The sequence below is a fragment of the Longimicrobiales bacterium genome (genome assembly GCA_035764935.1).
In the GTDB taxonomy this organism is placed as follows: Bacteria; Gemmatimonadota; Gemmatimonadetes; order Longimicrobiales; family RSA9; genus DASTYK01.
The window spans coordinates 40,958-57,832 of the sequence record DASTYK010000162.1; the positions used below are offsets into that span (position 1 = coordinate 40,958).

Here is a 16,875-nt window from a genome sequence, read left to right on the forward strand (position 1 = left end):
GAAGGCATGAGCGAGTTCGATCTGTTCGAGGGGCACGACGGCGACGCAGCCGCCAGTGCGGGCGGCAGCGAAGGGCCTGTCGCCGGTGCCCCGCTCGCGGCGCGGATGCGGCCGAGGACGCTGGAGGACTACGTCGGGCAGCAGCACCTGCTCGCACCCGGTCGCGCGTTGCGCGAGCTGATCGAAAAGGATGCGATCGGCAGCATCATCCTCTGGGGCCCGCCCGGTACCGGCAAGACGACGATCGCACGCATCATCGCGGAGCGTACCAACGCTGCGTTCGTCGAGTTCAGTGCCGTTACGGAAGGCGTGGCGCGCGTTCGCGAGATCATCCGGGAAGCCGAAGCGCGCCGGCGCGCAATGCAGCGCCGCACGATCCTTTTCTGTGACGAGATCCACCGCTTCAACAAGGCGCAGCAGGACGCGTTTCTGCCGCACGTCGAGAAGGGCACGGTTGCACTGATCGGGGCGACGACCGAGAACCCGTCGTTCGAGGTGATCGGCGCGCTGCTCAGCCGCTCGCGCGTGTTCGTGCTCGAGCCGCTCTCCGTGGACGACGTCCGTACCATCCTGCAGCGCGCGCTCACGGACGAGGAGCGTGGCCTCGCATCCTGGCACATCCAGGTCGCGGACGACGCGCTCACGTTTCTCGCGGAGCAGGCGGATGGCGATGCACGCCGTGCGCTGAACGGGCTCGAGGCAGCAGCGGAGATGGCCGGTGCCGGCGGGACGCTGACCGTGGAGGTCGCACGCGAGGCCATGCAGTTGCGCTTCGCGCGCTTCGACAAGTCGGGCGAGGAGTTCTACAACATCCTGTCGGCGTATCACAAGGCGCTGCGCGGCAGCGATCCGGATGGGGCGCTGTACTGGATGGCCCGCTGGATCGACGGCGGCGGCGATCCGCTGGCACTGTTCCGTCGCGGGATCGCGATGTCCGCGGAGGACATCGGCCTCGCCGATCCGCAGGCTCTGCGGATCGCGGTTGCGGCCCGCGAAGCGTTCCAGGTGCTCGGGCCACCGGAAGGGTTCCTGCCGCTCGCGGAGATGACCATCTACCTGGCGACGGCGCCCAAGTCGAACTCGGGATACCGGGGGCTGAACGCGGCGCTGGAGGCGGCGCGTCGCACCCCCGCCGCACCCGTGCCAATGCACATCCGGAATGCGCCCACCAGGCTCATGAAGGACCTCGGCTACCACCAGGGCTACCGTTACGCGCACGATTCGCCCGATCGCTACCTCCCGCAGGAGTACCTCCCCGACGAGGTGCGCGGCGAAACGTTCTACGAGCCGGGCCCGTTCGCATACGAGCGTGAGATCGCCAGGCGGCTCAGCTGGTGGGCGCGGCTGAAGGGCGAGGGCGGGGATGCGGGTAATGAGGGGCACGATCCCGCAGAGGACGCCGGCGGCGGATGAGGGAACCGGAACACCAGCGAACCGGTACGCCAGTGCGGCACGCGAATGGCAGATCGAAGCGTGACCTGTCGTCTACCGGAGACTGTTTCATGAAGCGTCATCTTTCGTCAGTGCTGTTTGCCGGAGTGCTCATCCTCGGCGCCTGTTCGGCCGTGTTCCGACAGCCCGTCGTGACACTCGACACATTCCGCCTCCAGTCGATCGGGCTGCGTGGCGGTACGCTGGTCGCCCGTGTCCACGTCGAGAACCCGAACGGGTTCGACCTGCGGACAGAGCGGCTGGACTACCTGATCGAAGTCGCCGAATCCGACACGGCGGATGCCGTGACCTGGCGGCCGCTGGCGACGGGGGCGTTCGAGGAAGAGGTGCGCGTACCGGCCAACAGCGCCGCGTACGTGGAGATCCCGATCGAGTTCAGCTTCAGCGATATGGGCGGACTGCTCCGACCGATCCTGGACCGCGGTGTGATCCAGTACCGCGTGCGGGGCGAGGTGGACGTGGAGGACCCGGTGACGCGGACCGTGCCGTACCGGCACGAGGGCAGTGTCACGCTGAGCGGGGTGCACTGACGAGTGCGGCGCACGCGCGCTCTGGCGGCGGACCGGCGGAATCCGCAACGTAGGACGAGGCACACCCGAACAGGAGCACGACCATAGACCGCACGGTTTCGACAGAGGCCCCGCGCGAGCGGGCTGTACTGGTCGCGGCGCCGCTGAAGGAGATGCCAGCGGAGGAGGCGACCGAGCACCTGGAGGAGCTGGGCAGGCTCGTCGACACGGCCGGCGCAGAAGTGGTCGGCTCACTGCGGCAGCGGCTCGACTCACCCCACCCGAAGTACTTCATCGGCGAAGGCAAGGTTGCGGAGCTCCGGGAGCTGATCCAGCAGACGGGCGCGGGCCTCGTGGTGTTCGACGAGGAGCTCTCCCCGGCGCAGGGCAAGAACCTGGAGGATGCGCTGAAGACGCGGATCGTCGATCGAGCGGAGCTCATCCTCGACATCTTCGCGACCCGGGCGCGTTCCGCGGAAGCGCAGATGCAGGTCGAGCTGGCGCAGCTGCAGTACATGCTTCCGCGCCTGAAGCGCATGTGGACGCACCTGTCGCGCATCCGGGGCGGTATCGGCTTCCGCGGACCGGGTGAGACGCAGCTCGAGACGGACCGGCGCCTGATCAGTCGCAGGATCGGCGATCTGCGCGAGAAGCTCGAGGTGGTCGCGCGGCGGCGGGCGACGCAGCGGCGCGGCCGCTCGCGTGAGTTCCGCGCGGCGCTCGTCGGCTACACCAACGCGGGCAAGTCATCGATTCTGAGCGAGCTGGCCGGCGTCGATCTTTTTGTCGAGGATCGGTTGTTCGCCACGCTCGATCCGTCCACCCGTTCGGTCGATGTCGGTGGCGGCACGAAGGTGCTGGTGACCGATACGGTCGGGTTCATCCGCAAGCTGCCGCACAACCTGGTGGCATCCTTCCGCGCCACGCTGGAAGAGGCGCGGGAGGCGGACGTGCTGCTGCACGTGATCGATGCCGCAGCGCCGATCTGGCTCGAGCAGAAGCAGGTCGTAGACGAGGTGCTCGCAGAGCTCGACCTGAGCGACGCCCGCACCATCCTGGTGTTCAACAAGGTCGACCAGCTCACGCATCGCGAGGAGGAAGAGCTGCGCCAGCGTGTTGCCGCGCTGTTCGATGAGCCTGCGGTGTTCGTCTCGGCGCAGGCGCCGGGGGGACTCGATCCGCTGCGTGCGCTGCTGCTGCAGGAAGTGCGCGTGGGCAGGCCCGAGGTGCACCTGCGCATTCCCGCCAGCGACGGCGAGACGATCGCATCGATCTACCGGGACGGCGAAGTGCTGCAGCGCGACGAAGACGGTGCGACCGTCGGACTCGTCGCGCGGCTGCCGATCGCCATCGTGGGGCGGCTGCGGCGCCGCGAAGGCGTCAGTGTGAGCGGCGCGTGAACGAGCGCGTCGCCATCATCGGCACCGGCCGCATGGGGCTGGCGCTCGGCGCCGCGCTCGTGCGCAGCGGTGCGGCCGATCGCGTGGTCTTCTACGGCCGGGCAATCGAGCCGCCGCCGCACCCCGTATTCGATGCGGCAGCCCACCAGGACACCGAGGACGACGAGCCTGCGGTCGAGTACCGCATCTGGCCGGCCCCCCTGCCGAGCGGTACGACCGTGGCTCTTCTCGCCGTTCCCGACCAGGCGCTGCCGGAGGTCGCATACGACCTTGCGCGCACGGGGCCGGCCCCCGGCGGCTGTGCAGCACTGCACCTCGCCGGTGCACTGACGGCGGACGTGCTCGCTCCCCTGCACGATACCGGGTATGCCGTGGGCTCGATCCATCCGCTGCAGGCGGTCGCGGACCCGTGGCTGGCAGCGGACAGGATGGCGGGTGTGACCTTCGCGCTCGCGGGTGAGCCTGCTGCGATCGCGGCGGGTCGCCGGATCGCCGATGCGCTGGGCGGCTACACCGTGCTCGTGCCGCCGGCCATGAGGCCGCTCTACCACGCCGGTGCTGTGCTCGCCTCGAACGGGCTCGTGGCCGTGCTCGCGGCTGCGGTGCGTGTGTTCGAGGAGGTTGGCATCTCCGAAGGTGAGGCCGTGCAGGGGCTGCTTCCCCTGGTGCGTGGCACGCTCGACAACCTGGAGAACCTGGGCGTACGGGGCGCGCTGACCGGGCCAGTAGGCCGCGGCGACGTGGATACCGTGCGCCTGCACCTCGCTCGGTTGTCGGGGCAGGAGCGGACGCTATATTGCGCGCTCGGGATGGAACTCCTGCGGCTCTCGCGCGCGGCCGGACTCGACCCGCAGCGCGCCGCGGAGATGGAAGCCCTGCTTACGGGCGGTTGATGCGACTCCACATCAATATCGATCACGTCGCTACGGTGCGGCAGGCGCGCGGCACGGATGAGCCCGACCCCGTGCGTGCTGCTGTTCTGGCGGAGCTCGGCGGGGCCGACGGCATCACCGTGCACCTGCGGGAGGACCGCCGCCACGTTCAGGACCGCGACGTGCGCCTCCTGATGCAGACGGTGCGAACGGGCGTGAACCTCGAGCTGGCCGCTGCCAGCGACGTCCTGGCGATCGCGCGTGAGCTGAAGCCGATGACGGCCACGCTCGTGCCGGAGCGTCGCGAGGAGGTCACGACGGAAGGTGGACTCGCGCTTCGCGACGTCGATGCACGCCGACGCGTGGAACTCGCCGTACAGGAACTGCACGACGCCGGCATCCGGGTGTCCCTGTTCATCGATCCCGATGTGCACGACATCGACGTGTCCGCCGGCATGGGTGTGGACGCGGTCGAGCTGCACACGGGTGAGTACGCCGAGGCGTTCAAGCTGCGCCACGGGCGGGACCACGCACGTGGCGTGCGGGAGCAGCTCGAGCGGCTGGAGCGGGCCGCCGCACACGGTGCCGCTCGCAACCTGGCAGTGCATGCCGGACACGGCCTGACGTACGAGAACGTCGGGGCCGTCGCGGCCGTGTCGGAGATCGAGGAGCTGAACATCGGCCACAGCGTCGTGAGCCGCGCCTTCTTCACGGGGATGGAACGCGCCGTACGTGACATGGCGGAGCTCGTCCGTGCTGCGCGTGACGGCGCGGGCCGCAACGGAGACGCCTGATGGCAACACTGCACGACTTCTTCGTCTCCGAAGTCACGGACCACCTGGAGCGATTCGAAGCTGCGCTCGCCGAAACGACGGACGCAGGGCAGCTGCACCGCTCGGCGCGCGCGATTCGCGGAGCCGCACAGATCGCCCGCGAGGATGCAGCGTATCGCGCCGCCCGCGTCCTCGAGAATGCGACGCGCGAGCTCCTGACCGGCGCGCTCGCTTTCGATAACGCAATGACCGATCGCCTGCGCGCGAGCGTCGAGGACGTTCGCGCGATCGCGCGCGGCGCCGATGCCGAGGCACGCGCAAACGCGATCGTCGCGCGCTGGGACCAGGTCGGGGTGGGCGCGGAGCAGCACCCGGCGCGACAGGGCGGGGCACAGGAGACGCGCGCTTTCCTCGAGTACGCCGCGCACGAGGTAGCCGGCATCGCATCCGAGCTCGACCGCAGCATTGCGGCACTCACGGATGACGGGATGAACCGCGAGCCGCTGAAGGCCGTGCTGCGCCGACAGCGTGGCCTGCTCGGCTCGGCGCGACTGGAAGAGATTCCTGTGCTCGCCGAATCGCTGCGTGCAGTGGAAGACCTGACCAGCATCATCGGCAAGCTGGACGTCGCCGTCCGCAATGAGTGGCTGGACGTTTTCCGCTGTGCACGCGATGTCCTGGCCTCGGCCGCTCCGCTCCTCGAGACGGGCAGGCAGCCGGACGTCACCACGGCGCTGCGCCGGCTGCGTGTGCTGCGCCACGAATTGCTGGAGCGTCACGGCATCGGTGAAGCGATATCGACGGCGCACGAGGACGGCCTGAGCCAGCCGCAGGCGCAGGACGAGCTGGTGCTGGAGGAGGTGGTCACGTCCGCGGGTGCTGGCCCGGCTGAATCGTTCGGCACACCGGAACACTCTGCGCGTGGCGACGATGCAACCGGCGGCGATGCAACGGATACCGGCGCGCCAGTGTCACCCACTGAAGACGCGCCTGCAGAGTCGGCGCCCATCGCAGCGAGTGCGTCTGCACAGCCGGAATCCGGCCCGGCCTCACCTCGAGCCCCGTCTGCACCCGGTGGGCCGACGTCTGCCACGAACGCTGGACCGGCGCCCGGTGCGCCGGGCTCCGTGCCCCCACGGCCGGCACCTGCTCCACCGCCCGAGGGAATCGACGTCCGCGAGCTGCAGTACCGCGGCGAGCGCGCGCTGCAGCGGGCCGCGGAGCTGCGACCCGTACTGGAGCGGATGCTCGCGGACACGCGTGGCGGACGCGAAGCGCTGGCGGAGCTCTACGACCTGCTGCGGCTCGCGCGGGAGTGAGCGCTCGGACGGCTGGCCGTCGGCGTTCTCTGCTGGACTGGCGGGCGCTGATCGGCATCGGCATCAGTGTCGCACTGCTCTGGTGGGCTTTCCATGAAGAGGATCCCGCCGCCATCTGGGCGGAGCTGAAGCTCGCGGATCCGCTGCTCTTCCTTCTTGCCGCGGCCGCAGCGACCGGCGTCTTCTGGATCCGCGCATGGCGCTGGAAGGGCATCCTCGCCGCGGCCGCCCCCGACACGTCGTTCCGCTCGCGCTTTGCGGCCGTCTCGATCGGCTTCATGGGGAACAACCTGCTGCCGCTGCGGGTGGGTGAGTTCGCGCGCGTCTATGCGCTCGCGCGCATGGAACGTGTGTCCATGGTGGCGTCGTTCGGCTCGCTCGTGATCGAGCGGCTCTTCGACGGGATCTTCGTCGTGCTGCTGCTGTTCGTGGCGGTGTCGCTGCCCGGCTTCCCGCTGGTCGAGAGCAACACGTACCTCGCCGTTGCACGCGGGCTCGGCGTGATGATCACCCTGGCGATCGTGATCCTCGGACTGCTCGTCTGGCAGCCCGTCCGGTCCGTGCGCCTGTTCCAGCGCATCGTCGCGAAGCTGCTTCCCGAAAAGCTCGAGCGGCCACTCATCGACGCACTCGAGTCCTTCCTTGCCGGTGTGGGCGCACTGCGCAATCCATGGCTCGTGCTGCGCACGTCCGCATGGTCGCTCGTGCTGTGGCTGTTCAATGCACTTGGCTTCTATATCGGTCTGCTGGCGTTCGGCATGCGCCTGCCCTTCGAGGCCGCACTCTTTCTGCAGTCCGCCGTCGCCCTGGCAGTCAGCATACCGTCCGGGCCAGGGTTCTTCGGCCCCTTCGAAGGCGCGACCCGCCTGGTGCTGGTCGGCATCTTCGGTGCTGATCGCGCGCAGGCTCTCGCTTACGCGATCGGATTCCACCTCGCCGGTTTCATCCCGATCACGCTGATCGGACTCTTCTACGCGTGGCGCCTGGGTCTGTCGTTGCGCGAGGTCGCGGAAACCGAGGAAGTGGTCGAGGAGCAGGTGGAGGAAGAGACCGGAATCGAGCCCGCGCACGGCGAGCAGCAGTGATGCGTCTCAGCGCCCACGCGAAGATCAACCTCCGGCTGGTCGTGCTCGCACGGGAGACGAGCGGCTATCACCAGATCGAGACGATCTTCTGTCGTATCGGACTCGCGGATGAGGTGGTCATCGAGCCGCGGACTTCACCAGGGCTGACGCTGGACGTGCAGGGCGCCGAGCTGGGGCCAGCACAGAACAACCTGGTCATGCGCGCAGCGCGCGCGTGGTTCGACGAAGCAGGCGTCCAGCCGTACCACGACATCACCCTCCACAAGCGGATACCCGCAGGTGCCGGACTGGGCGGCGGCTCCAGCGACGCCGTGGCGACGCTGCGCGGACTCGATCGCACGCACGAGAACGCGCTCGGTAAGGAACGCCTGCTCCGGATCGCCGCGTCCCTGGGAAGCGACGTTCCCTTTTTCATGACCGATGCTCCGCTCGCGCTCGCCTGGGGACGCGGGGAGCGCATGCTGGCGCACTCCGGACCGGGGGCCGCCCCGGCCGTCGTCGTGATGCCCGCGGCGTCAGTGTCCACCGCGCAGGCGTACGCGAGTCTCGGCGACCGACTCGGCGAAGCGGGACCCGCTCTCATCGATGCGGCCGCACTCGACACATGGGATGCGCTCGCGAATGTCGCGTGCAACGACTTCGAGCGCGTCGTGCTTCCGGAGATCCCCGCACTCACACCCGTGCTCGCACTGCTCCGCTCGCATGGTGCGCGCATCGCGCAGCTCACGGGCAGTGGCTCCGCGGTGTTCGGAATCTTCGACCTGCCCGACGCCGCTGACGCCGCGGCCGCCGCGCTGCGCGCAGCGCAGGCCGACCTGCAGGTGTTCCGGACGGAGGCGGGGGTCTGAAGACTCGCTGCCCGGCATCTGCCAGACTGCTTCGTTGATCCGACTGCGCGACACGATTAGCTTTTTCGCACAATCCCGGGTCGTCTAATGGCAGGACTGAGGACTTTGGATCCTCCAGTGGTGGTTCGAATCCACCCCCGGGAATCTGCAGCACACCGCTGCACGGCTCTGCGATCGAAGCGTTGCGCCGCTCCCCGCCACATTTCAATCCGTTCACACTCGCCCACGCTGTCACACCGGTTTGCTATCATACGGTCAGGCATTACCGGACACCGACGCAGGTGCGGGTGCAGCATGCAGAAATCGAAGCTGATCACGGTGGAACCGATCGCCGGACACTGGATCGTGTATGGGCCCGGGTACTTCTCCGTGCACGAGTGGCGTTCACTCGCGATCCTGACCGCGGAGCGCCTGGCGGTGCGTACGAGCGGGCGCGTCGTCGTCGTAGACCGGTAGCACAGGCCCGTTTCCCCTGCCGTTTGCTCCGGCACGGGCTTCGCGGTACCATCACGGACCACCGCGAAGCCAACCGGGGACTGCATGGCACGTCCGACCCGCATACCATCCCGCAGACTGCCTGAATCGGTTCTACGCCGCCTCGAGGTCACGACGGCCATGGCATGGGAGGCGCTCGTCGAGCAGCACGTCGTCGAGGCGAACGAATTCGTCTCGCTCCTGCGCGACCGCCTCGACATGGAGGACGCGCTGGCGCGCTACCTCGCAGAGATGGACCTGGACGAGACCATGGCGACGGCGGTTCGCACCCGCGTTCTCGTCGCGCTGGAGCCGGTGCCGGAGCCGGCAGCTCCCGCGGCGGAGACCGCCCAGTCCCCCACGCGCGTCGTCGCACCCCGGCCGATGCGGCTGCCCAGCCTGCCCGCCGCGGGCGTCGATGACCAGGATGACGCCGGCTGGCGCCGATTCCGGCCCGACGCCCTCGTGCGCGGCATGCGGCGACGCCAGCAGCGCAGCGACGAGACGGAGACCATGATCGAGCTGGCGCTGGCGCGCGCGGAAGAGGCGATCATGCAGACACACGTCGACAACGCGATCGGCTTTACCGCCCTCCTGGACGACTACGTGGGGATCGGCCGTGCGGTCTCCTACTATCTCGGCGCGGTGGTCCTCACCGGGAGTCGTGCGCACTCGGTGCTGCAGCGCACCATGGCCCGCCTGGCGGACGTGCATCTGCCGCGCTGAGCCCCGTCCGGTCCCGCTCGCGCACACCGGCTCGACGCGCCTGCCGCCCCCGGCAGGGCAGGTCCCGCGCGGTTGACACCCCCTGACGAATCGGGCTAGGTTCCACGGCTGTCGTACTTTGCCCGTGACACCCAGGCTCGATGACGGAATCTTCGTCGACGTCGCATCTGATGCTCCTGAGCGGGACGGCCAACCAGCCGCTCGCGCAGGAGGTTGCGCAGCATCTGAAACTCCAGCTCGCCGACGTGACCATCAAGCGGTTCGCGGACGGCGAGATCTTCGTGCGGCTGAACCAGAACGTGCGCGGTCGCGACGTCTTCATCATCCAGCCGACACCGCCGCCGGCCGACAGCATCATGGAGCTGCTGCTGCTGCTCGACGCGGCGAAGCGGGCTTCGGCGGCCCGTGTCACGGCCATCGTGCCGTATTACGGCTACGCGCGGCAGGACCGGAAGGACCAGCCGCGCGTTGCCATCGGCGCGAAGCTGGTCGCGAACCTGATGGAGGCCGCGGGCGCGGACAAGGTGCTGGGCATCGACTTCCACACGCACCAGATCCAGGGGTTCTTCGACGTCCCGGTCGACCATCTCTATGCCGCGCCGGTGCTCACCGGCTACTTCCGCGAGAAGAAGCTGGAACAGCCGGTCGTGGTCGCCCCCGACGTCGGCGCGGCCAAGATGGCACGCGGCTTCGCGCGCCGGCTGAATGCCAGCTTCGCGATCATCGACAAGCGCCGGCCGCAGCAGAACATCGCCGAGGTGATGGAGGTGGTCGGCGAGGTGGAGGGCCGCAACTGCATCATCGTCGACGACATGATCGATACCGCGGGCACGCTGGTGAGCGTGGTCGCGGCGCTGAAGGAGCGCGGCGCAAAGGAGATCCATGCGGCCGCCACGCACGCGCTGCTTTCCGGTCCGGCGGTCGACCGGCTGCAGAACAGCGACGTCTGCGAAGTCGTCGTCACGAATACACTCGCGCTGCCGAAGGAAAAGCAGTTCCCGAAGCTGCGCGTGCTCTCGGTCGCGGACCTGCTGGCGCGAGCGATCCGCTACACGCACCTGAACGAGTCGGTCAGCCAGCTGTTCGACTGAAGGAGATATCATGGTGGCACAGCCCAAACTGAAGGCGGAAACACGGGAATCGGCTGGCAAGGGCACGGCGCGCAAGCTGCGCGGTGCCGGCCGGATCCCGGTCGTGCTGTACGGCCGAGGCGAGGAGACGCGCTCGCTTTCGGTGGACGCGCACGAGCTCGAGCTGCTGATGCAGCGCGTGCATCTCGAGAACACGATCGTGCAGCTCCAGATCAGCGGCGAGCGCGCGGCGGTCAAGGCGCTCGCCAAGGAGGTGCAGCGGCACCCGTCGAGGCCGGTGATCCTGCACGTCGATTTCTATCAGATTCACGCCGGCGAGAAGATCACGGTCGAGGTGCCGATCCGCCTCGTCGGGCAGGCGCCTGGTGTCCGGACCGGTGGCCTCATGCAGCACGCACTCACGGAGCTGGAAGTGCGCTGCCTGCCGGACAACATTCCGGAGTTCGTCGAGCTGAGCGTCGAGGGGATGGAGATCGGCGACTCGAAGCACGTGGGCGATGTGCCGCTGCCCGATGGCGTCGAGGCGACGCAGGATCCGGAGCGCACGATCTGCAGCGTGATCCCGCCGCAGGCGGGCGTCGCGGAGCCGGGTGCCGAGGAAGTGGCCGAGGGCGAGGGCGGTGAGCCGGAAGTGATCCGCCGCGCCAGGGAAGAGGGCTCCGAGTCCTGATCCGTCCGGGCTCGCCATGAAGCTCGTGTGCGGGCTCGGCAATCCGGGAGCGGAGTACGCAGCCACGCGCCACAATGTCGGATGGTGGCTGCTCGATGAGCTGCGCGAGGAATGGGGCACGACGCCGTTCCGCCGCGCGGGCATCGTGGAAGTGAGCGAAGGCGTCGTCGCCGACCACGACGTCGTGCTGATGAAGCCGCTCACCTGGATGAACCGCAGCGGTGACGCGCTCGCGCCACTGCTGCAGTTCGAAGGATTCGACGTCACACAGGACCTGCTGGTGGTCGTGGACGACGTCGCACTGCCGGTCGGCAGGCTCCGCCTGCGTCCGGGCGGCAGCGCCGGAGGACACAACGGGCTGAAGTCGGTGGAGACAGGACTGCGGACGCGCGAGTACGCGCGACTGCGGATCGGGGTAGGTGCGGCTCCACCGGACATGGACCTGGCGGACTGGGTGCTCGGCCCGTTCTCGCCGGAGGAAGAAGCCGAAGTGCTGGACGCCTTTCCGCGCGCGGTGAACGGTGTGCGGCGCTGGCTGGACGAAGGGACGGAAGCGGCGATGCAGGCGGTCAACGCCTGAGCGCCGAGTCGTGACTCGAGAATGACACCGAACAGGCGCCCGCCGGGCGCCATACGCACGGAGGAGTTGTGACGGACCTGACGACGCTCGCACAGTGGGCGCCCATCCTGGGAGTGATCGGACTCCTGGGCGCGCTCGTGCTCTACCTGTACGTGAGCCGGCAGAGCGCGGGCACCGACGTGATGCAGGATCTGGCGGATCAGATCCACGAAGGTGCCATGGCGTTCCTGCGACGCGAGTATTCGGTGCTCGCGATCTTCGTGATCGTGGTCGCGGCGCTGCTCGGCTGGGCGATCGGCTGGACGACCGCGATCGCGTACGTCACGGGCGCGCTCAGCTCCGTGCTCGCGGGCTTCTTCGGCATGACGGCCGCGACACGGGCGAACGTGCGCACCGCTGCCGCCGCAAAGGAATCGGGGCAGAGCAAGGCGCTGCGCGTCGCCTTCTTCGGTGGCGCGGTCATGGGCCTGTCGGTCGCGGCGCTCGGCCTGCTCGGCATCGGGATCTGGTTCTTCCTCGAGGGCGCGGCTGCCATCAGCGACGCGGAGTTCGTCCGGTTCGGCGAGATCGTCAGCGGCTACGCCATGGGTGCGAGCTCGATTGCGCTCTTTGCGCGCGTGGGCGGCGGCATCTACACCAAGGCGGCGGACGTCGGTGCGGACCTCGTCGGCAAGGTCGAGGCTGGCATCCCGGAGGACGACCCGCGCAACCCGGCGACCATCGCGGACAACGTCGGCGACAACGTCGGCGACGTTGCGGGCATGGGTGCGGACATCTTCGAGTCGTACGTCGGGTCCGTGATCGCAACGATCGCGATCGCGGCGACCAGCCCGCTCTATGCCGGCAGCCGGATGGAGGCCGTCACGCTGCCGATCATCACGATCATCGTCGGCCTGATCGCGTCGCTGATCGGCATCGGGCTGATGAAGGTGCTGGAGAAGTTCAGCCCCGCGTCCGCGCTGCGGAACGTCACGTTCATAGCCGCCATCCTCTTCCTGGTGGCGATGTACTTCATCGTCGGCGGTCTCGGCTTCGAGATCTTCGATCCGGTCGCGGGCCGCGGCTACAGCGAGCATGGCCCCTTCTGGGCGCTGGTGGCCGGCTCACTGGCCGGTGTCCTGATCGGCCTCGCAACGGAGTACTACACGGCCGCCAAGCCGGTGCGTGACATCGCGCAGGCGAGCGAGACCGGCTCCGCCACAAACATCATCGCGGGCCTCGCCGTCGGCATGCAGTCGACTGCTGCGCCGATCCTGCTGATCGCCGCGGGCATCGGCGTCTCCTACTGGACGGCCGGCCTCTACGGGATCGGCATCGCCGCCGTGGGCATGCTCGCGACCGTCGGTGTGACGATGTCGGTCGACGCGTACGGTCCGATTGCGGACAACGCGGGTGGTATTGCCGAGATGAGCCACCTCGGACCCGAGGTTCGCTCGATCACCGACCGGCTCGACTCACTTGGCAACACGACGGCCGCGATCGGCAAGGGCTTCGCGATCGGTTCGGCCGCGCTCACCGCACTTGCGCTCTTCAGCGCGTACGCGTCCGCGGTCGGCCTGCGCGACACGGGGCTCGACATCATCAACCCCGCGGTTACCGTGGGCATGCTGATCGGCGGGACCATCCCGTTCTTCGTCGCCGCACTCACGATGACCGCTGTCGGCCGCGCCGCCGCGGGCATGGTAGAGGAAGTGCGCCGCCAGTTCCGCGAGATCCCCGGCCTCATGCAGGGTACCGCAAAGCCGGACAGCGCGCGCTGCGTCGACATCTCGACGCGGGCCGCGCTGCGCGAAATGGTCGTGCCGGGGCTGGTTGCCGTGATCGCGCCCGTGGTCGTCGGTTACTTCAGCATCAACGCGCTGGGCGGCATGCTCGCGGGCGCGACCGTGACCGGCGTCCTGATGGCCCTGTTCATGGCCAACGCCGGCGGCGCATGGGACAACGCCAAGAAGTACATCGAGACGGGCGCGCACGGCGGCAAGGGCTCGGACCCGCACAAGGCAGCCGTCGTCGGTGACACGGTCGGTGATCCGTTCAAGGACACGGCCGGTCCCGCAATGAACATCCTGATCAAGCTGATGAGCGTGGTTGCCCTCGTGCTCGCGCCCTGGTTCGCGCGGATTCACGGCGCCACACCGCTGGAGGGCGCTGACCAGGGTGCGGCGTTCTTCGACGCGATCCGCACCGCGTTCACCGCACTGCTCGGCTGATCGGTCGACGCCGTTGGACGTGAAGGCCCGGTGCGTGCGCCCCGGGCCTTCTCGCTTGGAGGATGATGCGAGACCTGTCGTTTGAAGCGGCAATCGAGTTTGCACGCGCGCTGATCCGGGTTCCCGGGTCGCCGGGCAACGAAGGGGACGTCGCGCGTCGCGTGATCGCCGAGATGAACGACCTCGGCTTTCACGATGTTCGCAGCGACGACGCCGGCAACGTGATCGGCCGCGCACCAGGGCGCGGCGAAAAGCCGGCGGTGCTGCTCAACTCCCACATGGACGTCGTCGACGTCGGTGACGAGGCGGCGTGGGAGCACCCACCGTACGCTGCGCATCTGGACGGTGAGTTCCTGCATGGCCGCGGCGCGATGGACATCAAGGGGCCGCTCGCACTGCAGACGTACGCGGCCGCGCACTTCCTGGACAGGCCAGGCGCCGGCGACGTGATCGTAGCGCATACCGTGCTCGAGGAGCGCGGTGGCTGGGGCATGGAGCAGCTCCTCGAGAGCGGCGCAGCAGACGCGGGCGCCATCATCATCGGTGAGGCCACGAACGGTGACGTGTGCATCGGCCACCGCGGCCGGGCGGAGCTCGTCGTGGAGATCCAGGGTCTGGCCGGTCACGCGAGTGCGCCCGAGCGTGCGAGGAATCCGATGGACGCGCTGCCACTCGTGGTGCCTGCACTGCAAGAGTTCGCGACGTCGCTGGACAGCGATCCCGTGCTCGGCCCCTCGACGCTGGCACCCACTGCACTGGAAACGCTGCCGCGCAGCCGGAACGTGATCCCCGATCGCGTCCGCATCATCTGCGACTGGCGCGTGCTGCCCGCCATGACGCGCGAAGCTGCAGAGGAGACGCTGCGCGCCCACTTGGCAACGCTGTCGCTGCCCGACGGCCTGTCGCTCGACGTGCGCTACGCCGTCGAGCATCAGCGCACGTGGACCGGCCGCGCGGACGATCGGCGGTTGTTCACCCCGGGATTCCTGCTGAGCCCGCATCACCCGATCGTCGGCGCGGCAGTGAATGCCATCGAATCCAGACTGTCGTACACACCGGGGGTGCGCCCCTGGACCTTCGCCACGGATGGCGGCCACGCGTGCGGCGTGCACGGCATTCCGACGATCGGCTTCGCCCCGGGCGAGGAGCGCTACGCCCACACGAACCGCGAGCGGCTTTCGCTCGCGCAGGCACGTTCCGCGTATGCGGTGTATCCAGAGCTGATCGCTGCTGTGCAGAACGCACTGTGACACCACTGAATTGACTGAAAGCGACATCCTCTCCGGGGCGCTGGCGCCTGCGCTGAGGAGATCGAAGTAGAATGCCCAATCTGCGACTCGGAATCGTCGGACTGCCGAACGTCGGCAAGTCGACACTGTTCAATGCACTGACGGGGGCGGGTGCCCCGTCCGAGAACTACCCCTTCTGCACGGTCGACCCCAACGTCGGCGTGGTCGAAGTGCCGGACCCGCGCGTCGACCTGCTGGCACAGGTCGTCAAGCCGCAGCGCACCGTTCCTGCCGTCGTCACCTTCGTCGACATCGCGGGCCTGGTGAAGGGTGCATCGGAGGGAGAAGGCCTGGGCAACCAGTTCCTCGGCAACATCCGCGAGGTCGACGCGATCGTGCACGTCGTGCGCTGCTTCGAGGATCCCGACGTCACGCATGTCGCCGGCGATGTCGATCCAGTCCGCGATCGCGAGATCATCAACCTGGAGCTCGCGCTCTCGGACCTCCAGCAGATCGAGCGCCGCCTGCAGCGCGCGGAGAAGGAGGCCCGGACCGGTGGCAAGGAGGCCGTCGCCGAGCTCGACCTGCTGAAGCGACTGCACGCGCTCCTGGGCGATGGCAAGCCCGCCCGGCTCGTGGAGCTGAAGAACGACGAGGAAGCGCGCCTGCTGCGCACCTACAACCTGCTCACCGCCAAGCGCGAGCTGTACGTCGCCAACATCGCCGAGGGCGACCTGCCCGGAGGCGAGAACGAGTACGTCCAGCGGCTGCGCCAGGCGATCGAGGCCGACGGCGAGCCCGCCGAGATCGTGCCCCTCTCGGCCCGGATCGAGGCCGAGCTGATCGAGCTCGAGCCCGAGGAGCGCGCGGCGTTCCTCGCGGACTTGGGGCTCGCGGAGCCCGGGCTGCACCGCCTGATCCGCACCGGCTACGAGCTGCTCGACCTGATCAGCTACTTCACGGCCGGGGAAAAGGAGGTCCGCTGCTGGACCATCCGTCGCGGCACCAGGGCGCCGGGCGCGGCGGGCGAGATCCACTCGGACTTCGAGCGCGGCTTCATCCGCGCGGAGACGCTCGGCTGGGACGATTTCGTGGCGGCCGGCTCGCAGAAGGAAGCGCGGGAAAAGGGGCTGGTCCGGAGCGAGGGCAAGGAGTACGTCGTCCGGGACGGCGACATCCTGCTCTTCCGGTTCAACGTCTGAGGCGGTATACTACAAGGCTGGACTCCTGCCCCTCCCGCCACGGTGGAGGGGCCGCACAGACCGGAGGAATCGTGAGAGGCTACGAGGTCGTCTACATCTTCGATCCGCAGGTCGCCGACGAGGCGATCGAGCAGAAGCTGGATCGCTATCACCAGTTGCTGACGCAGAACGGCGCGGGCGAGATCACCGCCCGCGACGACTGGGGCCGTCGGCAGCTCGCCTATCCCATCCGCAAGCAGACGAGCGGCCGCTACGTGGTCGTGCAGTTCAACGCGGCGGCCGAATCGCTGCCGGAGTTCGAGCGTCTGCTGAAGCTGGACGAGGAGCTGCTGCGTTACCTCGTCGTCCTGCACGACGGTGAGCCGGCGGCGCCGATGTCGATTGCGACGCGCGCGGACCGGCCGAGCGATGACGACGACGACGAGGAGGAGTAGC

17 protein-coding genes and 1 tRNA gene are annotated in these 16,875 nt (G+C 68.6%); all 18 read left to right on the top strand.

Annotated features, from left to right (window positions below; genetic code table 11):
- Window positions 1-6 precede the first annotated feature (6 nt).
- The 18 genes from VFU06_14125 (at window position 7) to rpsF (ending at window position 16,874) form a co-directional block, all read left to right on the top strand.
- Window positions 7-1,413: a replication-associated recombination protein A gene (locus tag VFU06_14125; protein ID HEU5210526.1), complete on the top strand. Its 1,407-nt coding sequence runs from the start codon at window positions 7-9 to the stop codon at window positions 1,411-1,413.
- An 89-nt stretch (window positions 1,414-1,502) separates the two neighbouring features.
- Complete coding sequence (locus VFU06_14130; protein HEU5210527.1) at window positions 1,503-1,982, top strand: LEA type 2 family protein; 480 nt, start codon at window positions 1,503-1,505, stop codon at window positions 1,980-1,982.
- 128 nt (window positions 1,983-2,110) lie between these two features.
- Entirely contained in the window at window positions 2,111-3,361 is a 1,251-nt protein-coding gene (gene hflX, locus VFU06_14135) for a GTPase HflX (protein HEU5210528.1), read from the top strand.
- Window positions 3,358-4,254 carry a Rossmann-like and DUF2520 domain-containing protein gene (locus tag VFU06_14140; GenBank protein HEU5210529.1) on the top strand — a complete coding sequence of 299 codons (897 nt, stop codon included), beginning with the start codon at window positions 3,358-3,360 and terminating at the stop codon, window positions 4,252-4,254. Before hflX ends, VFU06_14140 begins: the two co-directional genes overlap by 4 nt.
- Window positions 4,254-5,027 (top strand): pyridoxine 5'-phosphate synthase, encoded by a 774-nt coding sequence (locus VFU06_14145; GenBank protein ID HEU5210530.1) that lies wholly within the window; start codon window positions 4,254-4,256, stop codon window positions 5,025-5,027. The genes VFU06_14140 and VFU06_14145 overlap by 1 nt, the downstream gene beginning before the upstream one ends.
- Complete coding sequence (locus tag VFU06_14150; GenBank protein ID HEU5210531.1) at window positions 5,027-6,325, top strand: hypothetical protein; 1,299 nt, start codon at window positions 5,027-5,029, stop codon at window positions 6,323-6,325. The genes VFU06_14145 and VFU06_14150 overlap by 1 nt, the downstream gene beginning before the upstream one ends.
- Window positions 6,322-7,410 (top strand): lysylphosphatidylglycerol synthase transmembrane domain-containing protein, encoded by a 1,089-nt coding sequence (locus VFU06_14155; protein HEU5210532.1) that lies wholly within the window; start codon window positions 6,322-6,324, stop codon window positions 7,408-7,410. The genes VFU06_14150 and VFU06_14155 overlap by 4 nt, the downstream gene beginning before the upstream one ends.
- Window positions 7,410-8,258, top strand: coding sequence for a 4-(cytidine 5'-diphospho)-2-C-methyl-D-erythritol kinase (gene ispE, locus VFU06_14160; protein HEU5210533.1), 849 nt, complete (start codon window positions 7,410-7,412; stop codon window positions 8,256-8,258). The genes VFU06_14155 and ispE overlap by 1 nt, the downstream gene beginning before the upstream one ends.
- Before the next feature lie 73 nt (window positions 8,259-8,331).
- A tRNA-Gln gene (locus VFU06_14165) sits at window positions 8,332-8,402 on the top strand.
- 150 nt (window positions 8,403-8,552) lie between these two features.
- On the top strand, window positions 8,553-8,714 hold the full coding sequence (locus tag VFU06_14170) for a hypothetical protein (GenBank protein HEU5210534.1): 162 nt from the start codon (window positions 8,553-8,555) through the stop codon (window positions 8,712-8,714).
- A gap of 159 nt (window positions 8,715-8,873) precedes the next feature.
- Window positions 8,874-9,458 carry a hypothetical protein gene (locus VFU06_14175; GenBank protein HEU5210535.1) on the top strand — a complete coding sequence of 195 codons (585 nt, stop codon included), beginning with the start codon at window positions 8,874-8,876 and terminating at the stop codon, window positions 9,456-9,458.
- A gap of 140 nt (window positions 9,459-9,598) precedes the next feature.
- Window positions 9,599-10,549, top strand: a complete 951-nt coding sequence (locus VFU06_14180; GenBank protein HEU5210536.1) for a ribose-phosphate pyrophosphokinase — start codon at window positions 9,599-9,601, stop codon at window positions 10,547-10,549.
- 10 nt (window positions 10,550-10,559) lie between these two features.
- Complete coding sequence (locus VFU06_14185; protein ID HEU5210537.1) at window positions 10,560-11,219, top strand: 50S ribosomal protein L25; 660 nt, start codon at window positions 10,560-10,562, stop codon at window positions 11,217-11,219.
- 16 nt (window positions 11,220-11,235) lie between these two features.
- Window positions 11,236-11,799 carry an aminoacyl-tRNA hydrolase gene (gene pth, locus VFU06_14190; protein ID HEU5210538.1) on the top strand — a complete coding sequence of 188 codons (564 nt, stop codon included), beginning with the start codon at window positions 11,236-11,238 and terminating at the stop codon, window positions 11,797-11,799.
- 68 nt (window positions 11,800-11,867) lie between these two features.
- Window positions 11,868-14,009, top strand: coding sequence for a sodium-translocating pyrophosphatase (locus VFU06_14195; GenBank protein HEU5210539.1), 2,142 nt, complete (start codon window positions 11,868-11,870; stop codon window positions 14,007-14,009).
- Window positions 14,010-14,074: 65 nt separating this feature from the next.
- Entirely contained in the window at window positions 14,075-15,259 is a 1,185-nt protein-coding gene (locus tag VFU06_14200) for a M20/M25/M40 family metallo-hydrolase (GenBank protein HEU5210540.1), read from the top strand.
- Window positions 15,260-15,330: 71 nt separating this feature from the next.
- Window positions 15,331-16,440: a redox-regulated ATPase YchF gene (gene ychF / locus VFU06_14205; protein HEU5210541.1), complete on the top strand. Its 1,110-nt coding sequence runs from the start codon at window positions 15,331-15,333 to the stop codon at window positions 16,438-16,440.
- A gap of 71 nt (window positions 16,441-16,511) precedes the next feature.
- Complete coding sequence (rpsF, locus tag VFU06_14210; protein ID HEU5210542.1) at window positions 16,512-16,874, top strand: 30S ribosomal protein S6; 363 nt, start codon at window positions 16,512-16,514, stop codon at window positions 16,872-16,874.
- Window position 16,875 lies beyond the last annotated feature (1 nt).